Origin of the sequence: Microvirga sp. 3-52 (genome assembly GCF_018383585.1) — a bacterium.
Taxonomy (GTDB): Bacteria; Pseudomonadota; Alphaproteobacteria; order Rhizobiales; family Beijerinckiaceae; genus Microvirga.
Genome location: NZ_JAHAMK010000070.1, coordinates 1 through 4,078 on the forward strand (window position 1 = coordinate 1; position 4,078 = coordinate 4,078).

Here is a 4,078-nt window from a genome sequence, read left to right on the forward strand (position 1 = left end):
ATCCGTGAGATTGCTTGCATAGCGCAGTTCATCTCGCCGATACTGTCGGCGAGTGGCCTCGGTCCAAACCATCTTGACCTCCATCGAATCTTCGCAAATCCGACGGAATCACAGGGGCTTGAGGCCACCCAACCTTTTTCAGTCAGCCTCTTAGAGAATTGAGACAAGATCACCGACGCAATTGGCAAGTCACCGTATACTGAAACACATATCGTCACCGCCTTGCACGTAGCACGCGCCGTCATCATCGGCCGCCGAATCGACTACCAAGAATAACCCTGCTGTTGGTAGTGACATGAGGCACCGATCGAGCCATTTAATAGATGCTTGGTGGGCTTAACGCATGATAGCAATTTTGTATTCTCGAGCAGAAATCGCCCTAATAACATGATGACAAAGGACATGCAGCCCAACAATAGTGCTTGCATCCCTAGTAGTTAGTGTGGAGGTCCCCGGTGAGGGAAAATAATCTGCAAATTTCACTTTTAGTCCTCGCATTTTTGTATTCAGAGGCAAGAGCTAGCGGGGGCAAAGATATTGATGCCGGGATCGGAGATTACGTCTGCATTTCAGAAAGTATAATCGGAATACAATACAAGGAGACGAAGGACGTCGAACGGCCTTCCAAGCCATATTATGCTGGTATAATATCAAAGGAAAGATTGGGGGGTACGCAGTTTTTTTTGAGGATCAAAAAGAATGATGCTGAGCAAAGCTGTATCAACAACCCACTAGATCGGGAGTTTTGTAATAGGCAATATCAAATGCATGCGACAGACTTCCAGACAATACCGGAAGTTGCATTTGGCGATAAGATAGACGATTTTTACGCGGCGTCCGGAAGCTTTCATCTTTTAAATGGAGGGCGGTTCTCTGCCTTCAGATATTTCGACGATAGTCATGATAGCTACTTGGCCCACGGCCGGTGCAGAAAGATAAGCTCCGTCCGGTCAGATTGAGATCTAGAGGCTGTTATGGACCGAGATGTAGTTAACGGCTTGACGGAGCATAATACAGACGAGTGCAATTACGTGCAGGTCTGCAAGAGTTTGAGGTGAACGCTCGTAGTCGCGCACAAGTCGGCGGAAGCGGGTGGCCCACGCAAATGTTCGCTCAATGGTCTAATCACAAATGACAAGTTCTGCCTGACGCGTGCTGGACAGCTCCAGCTCAGCTGGCCGCGGACGCGCCATCGGCTGCGGCGGGCTGTGGCGCCCCAACTCCCTGATGAGGTCACTCACCAGGGAGGACAACATGCGGGGTCAGCGGCGACGCGCCTGGCACGTGCGGCGCACCAGCCTGTCGACGCCCACGGGCCAGCAGTGTTGGGACCGGGCGTATCAGCTCCTTCTGCAGTGGGCGATGACCTCTCCGGAGCCGACCGAGGCACCGGGGTCCCCAATCCTGCCGGAGGTCTCTCATGCGAGTAGCAATCTACGGCCGTGTCTCGACCAGCCACCAGGTCGACCACCAGACTATTGAGCAGCAACTCGGGCGGCTTTCCGCTCATGTTCATGCCCATGCCGCCGAGGGATGGAGCCTCGATCCAGCGCACGTGTTTCGCGACGACGGCTACAGCGGTGCGATCCTCGCCCGTCCGGGTCTGGACTGCTTGCGCGATGCCGTGAAGGGCCGCGAGATCGACCGTGTGCTCGTCACCGCCCCCGACCGCCTCGCCCGCAACTATGTGCACCAGATGGTCCTGCTCGAGGAATGGGCGCAGGCCGGATGTGCCGCCGAATTCCTCGACCGCCCCATGAGCGACGATCCGCATGACCACCTGCTGCTGCAGATCCGGGGCGCTGTCGCCGAATACGAGCGCACCCTGATTGCCGAGCGCATGCGCCGCGGCCGGCTCGCCAAGCTGCGCGCCGGGCTGCTGCTGCCCTGGACTCGTGCGCCCTATGGCTATCGCATGAGCCCCGATCGGCCGCGCGACCCGCACGGCGTCACCACCGATCCGGCGGAGGCGGCCGTTGTCGCCGAGCTGTTTGCCCTTTATCGCGAGCCGGGCACCTCGCTCCTGCAGCTGGCCCAGCACCTGGATGCCCACGGTGTGCCCACTCCGTCGGGCCCACCGCGGTGGCCAAGCCCGACGATCCGGGGCATCCTGCGCAACCCGACCTATACGGGGCAGGTCTTTGCGCAACGCACGTAATTACCCAGGCCCTTGCGCCAACTGGGATTCGCTGATTCCCTGCTGGTATGGGCCGCAGCGATCTTGAACGTTTGAGCAAGGAAGAGCTGATTGAGTTGGTGCTGCGGCTGCAGCGGCCGCACAAGACCTCGCGCACGTCCTCAAAGCCGCCCTCGACCGATCGCAAGGAGCGTCGGGATCAGGCCAAGCCCGGTGGCGCCAAGCCGGGGCAAGAAGGCCACAGCCGCGCCATGAGCCCGGATGTGGATCGCCTCATCGACCATCAGCCGGACCACTGCCCATGCTGCCGTATCAGGCTGTTGACCGATCTTCCTGCCGAGACCGTGAGCGAACACGACACGATCGAGCTGCCCGCCATCAAGCCGTGGATCGAGCGCCATCGGCGCCTGGCGGTGCGCTGTCCGGCCTGTGGAACGCGGGTTGTCGCCCCCGTGCCAGAGGCGGCCAAGGAGACGCCGTTCGGGCCGCGCATCCATGCCATGGCGACTTATCTCAAGACCTTCCAGGCTCTGTCGTACGAGCGGCTGCAAAGTGCATTCGCCAACCTCTTCGGTCTCACGCTCAGCCAGGGTGGCCTGATGAACCTGCTGCGCCGGGCGCAGCGCACCTTCGCGGGCGAGCGCGCCAAGGCGGTTGCGGCGTTGCGCCAGGCCAAGGTCATCGCCTCCGACGAGACCGGCGTCCGGATCGAGGGGAGCAGCGCCTATCATTGGGTGTTTCGCTGCGCCGAGGCGGTGGTCCATCACGCTTCCCCGACCCGGGGTGCCGTCGTGGTCCGGACGATGATGGACGGGCACCGGCCCGCGGTCTGGTGCTCCGACCGCTACAGCGCGCAACGGTGCTCCTGAGCCGCGCCATCCCCGCCACCTGAGCCGCCTGGGTGTATGACTTTTGCAGGCTCTGGATTAGCTCTGCATCCGGAACGTCACGCCCGTGACGGACATCGCCATAGACGTTGTCCCCGGCGAACAGGAACAGCGTAAGCGATGTTCCGATCACACCTTACGTCCGCATGTCTGAGGAGCGAGACTGACGGTCTCTGATTTGGGATCGTTTTGTGTCGATGGTTGACCATATGCTTGAGCCGCCGCGGCCGGTGCGGCGCCTGGAAGTGATCACCGGAGCCGGCGGACGCCGGCGCTGGTCAGCGGATGAGAAAGCACGAATCCTGGAGGAAACGATGGCACCTGGCGTCGTCAGGCCAGGCGCGAGGCGGACGATCCTCCACTGGCCTTTACCCCGGTTGTTGTTGCCCCTGACGTGCCGCAACCCACTCCGGCAGACTGTCGAGAGGCGGTGATCGAGCTTGCCGTAGAGGGCGCCGTCATTCGCGTTCCACGCGGGGTCGATGGAGCGACATTGGCCCTCGTGCTGCAAACCCTCAAGAACCTGCGATGATCGGACCGACGGGTGCTGTCCGTGTTCTCGTGGCCACCAAGCCCGTCGACTTCCGCAAGGGCGCCGATGGATTGGCCGCGCTCGTGCGCGACACCATGGGAGCCGATCCGTTCTCCGGCGCCGTGTACGTGTTCCGGGCTAATCGCACGGATCGCATCAAGCTGGTGTTCTTGGATAGCACCGGAGTGGTTCTGGTCGCCAAGCGATTGGAGGATGGCGAGTTCCGCTGGCCCAAGGCGCAGGACGGCGTCATTCACCTGTCGGCCGCCGAGCTCTCCACTCTGCTCGAAGGGTTGGATTGGCGCCGCGTGCATGCGCCACGACTGTCCTCTGCGCCTGTGGAGCCCAGCTGAGCGGACGCTCCCATCCCTAAGCTCGACTTTGGCCAATCAGGCTGCTCGGCAGAGTGCGTAGACCAGGCATTGCTGAAGTGCCCGCGAGGGTTTTGGTGTTTTGTTCCGATGTTGGGACGTGAGGAAACCCGTTTCACGCCAGATATCCCGCCGCACGGCGGCTAGCGCA

The 4,078-nt window shown here is 61.1% G+C and carries 3 protein-coding genes and 2 pseudogenes; 4 read left to right on the forward strand and 1 reads right to left on the reverse strand.

What is annotated here, in order from left to right:
* Nucleotides 1-455 precede the first annotated feature (455 nt).
* Nucleotides 456-959, forward strand: coding sequence for a hypothetical protein (locus tag KHP60_RS24655; RefSeq protein ID WP_213566911.1), 504 nt, complete (start codon nt 456-458; stop codon nt 957-959).
* A gap of 3 nt (nt 960-962) precedes the next feature.
* On the opposite strand, the pseudogene KHP60_RS24660 reads toward KHP60_RS24655, so the two are convergent.
* Nucleotides 963-1,118, reverse strand: a pseudogene (locus KHP60_RS24660) (IS5/IS1182 family transposase); the annotation flags it as partial.
* Between the two features lie 302 nt (nt 1,119-1,420).
* Between KHP60_RS24660 and KHP60_RS24665 the strand changes: the two are divergent.
* The 3 genes and pseudogenes from KHP60_RS24665 to tnpB all read left to right on the forward strand — a co-directional run bounded on the left by KHP60_RS24665 (nt 1,421) and on the right by tnpB (nt 3,909).
* Nucleotides 1,421-2,158 (forward strand): recombinase family protein, encoded by a 738-nt coding sequence (locus KHP60_RS24665; protein ID WP_213566912.1) that lies wholly within the window; start codon nt 1,421-1,423, stop codon nt 2,156-2,158.
* A gap of 47 nt (nt 2,159-2,205) precedes the next feature.
* Nucleotides 2,206-2,997 (forward strand): annotated as a pseudogene (locus KHP60_RS24670) (transposase); the annotation flags it as partial.
* Nucleotides 2,998-3,552: 555 nt separating this feature from the next.
* A complete protein-coding gene (tnpB, locus tag KHP60_RS24675) occupies nt 3,553-3,909 on the forward strand; it encodes an IS66 family insertion sequence element accessory protein TnpB (protein ID WP_213566913.1) in 357 nt (118 codons plus the stop codon).
* Nucleotides 3,910-4,078: the final 169 nt, after the last annotated feature.

Excerpts from the sequence above, each read along its gene's own strand:
- KHP60_RS24665 (WP_213566912.1), top strand. The coding sequence starts at position 1,421 with ATGCGAGTAGCAATCTACGGCCGTGTCTCGACCAGCCACCAGGTCGAC.
- tnpB (WP_213566913.1), top strand. The coding sequence starts at position 3,553 with ATGATCGGACCGACGGGTGCTGTCCGTGTTCTCGTGGCCACCAAGCCC.